1 protein-coding gene is annotated in these 1,813 nt (G+C 30.6%); it reads left to right on the forward strand.

Going from position 1 to position 1,813, the window contains the following annotated elements; all coding sequences use genetic code 11:
• Positions 1-63 precede the first annotated feature (63 nt).
• Positions 64-1,764: an IS1182 family transposase gene (locus VIR50_RS10095; protein WP_331935004.1), complete on the forward strand. Its 1,701-nt coding sequence runs from the start codon at positions 64-66 to the stop codon at positions 1,762-1,764.
• Positions 1,765-1,813: the final 49 nt, after the last annotated feature.

Here is a 1,813-nt window from a genome sequence, read left to right on the forward strand (position 1 = left end):
AAAAAACATCTCCATGATATAATGTTAGTAACGACAAAAACAATAAAAAGGAGATGATTTTTTATGAATAACCAAAAGGTTACCTACATCAATTATAACATGAATCAGCTATGCTTACCATCAGATATTACAAATTGGGTGGATGAAAATCATATTTCAAGAATAGTAAATGAAGTTGTAGAAAATATTGATGATAAATTCCTAGAAAAATTTTACGAAGGTGGTGGAAGAAGTTCCTACCATCCAAAAATGATGCTTAAAATAGTTATTTACGCATATACTCAAGGAGTAACATCTGGCAGGAAGATGGCAAAAATGTGTAAAGAACATATTCCCATGATTTGGTTAACAGGAAGAACAACACCAGACTTTAGAACTATCAATAGATTTAGGAGCGAGAGATTGAAATATGCCATCGAAGATATATTCGAAACACTGGTAATATATCTAATAGAAAATGGATATGCAAATACGGATATATACTATTTAGACGGTACAAAAATAGAAGCTAATGCAAATAAATTTTCATTTGTATGGACAAAGTCAACTTTAAACTATCAGGATAAACTTACAGATAAGTTAAAGGTTTTTTTAAAGGAAGCCGTTAATATTGCCGAAGAAGAAAACAAAGAATATGACTTACTTGATGGTATGAAAGACTTGTCAGAACTATCTTATGGTATACTTAAGTCTCTCGAAGAGAAAGACAGTAAGTATAAAAAAGCCATTATTCATTCTCATGAAATTGATCATATATCAAATAAATTAACCAAAATTGAAGAAGAACTAGAGTTAATAGGAGCAGAAAATATAAGAAAAAGACCTATAAAAAAGCTAAAGAAAAAATTTGATGAAGACTTTTCTCCGAGAATGAAAAAATATGAAATTAATAATACAATTGCCAACGGTAGAAACAGTTTTTCAAAAACAGATCATGGTGCAACATTCATGAGAATGAAAGATGATTATATGAAAAACGGACAACTAAAGCCAGGTTATAATGTGCAGATTGGAACAAATAATCAGTTTGTGTTAAATTATAGCATTCACAGCAATCCAACAGATGTCAGAACATTTATTCCTCATATTAAAGAAATGATTAGAAGGGGTATCATTTTGCCTGAAACTATAGTGGCTGATGGTGGATATGGGAGTGAAGAAAATTATATGTACTGTAAAGATAATGAATACAATGCTTTGATACCTTATAATACTATGAGACTTGAAGAAAAGCGTAGCTACAGTAAAAACATAAAGCATTGGAAAAACTGGTTTTATGATGAAGAGTGTGATAGATTTATTTGTCCAAATGATAAAAATCTTGAATTTAAACACTATAGTAGGAAAACTGATAAATATGGATATACACGTGATTTTAAAATATATGAATGTGAAAATTGCTCTGATTGTCCATATAAAAAAGAGTGCACAAAATCTAAAGGAAATAGACAAATACATTATAATCCAGTTTATGAAGAACTTAAAGCAGATGTAAGAGATAAATTACTTCATGATGAAAATTCCATGAAAATTTATGCAAAAAGAAAAATAGAACCTGAGACAGTCTTCGGAAATATGAAGGCTAATTTGTCATTCAAAAAATTCAGGTTAAGGGGGAATGATAAAGTGAAGATTGAATTTGGATTGATGGCAATGGCACATAACATAATAAAGATGGCTCTCGTCATAGCTAAAAATATGGCTGATGATACAAAAGGGAGTACACAAAAAATAGGGTTTACGCATTCATTTTCATGTGCCTAGAATGCGTGGACCCTATTTGATGTGGACTACCCTTACGGGTCATCCCCTT

This window comes from Prevotella sp. (assembly GCF_036570325.1).
GTDB lineage: Bacteria > Bacteroidota > Bacteroidia > Bacteroidales > Bacteroidaceae > Prevotella.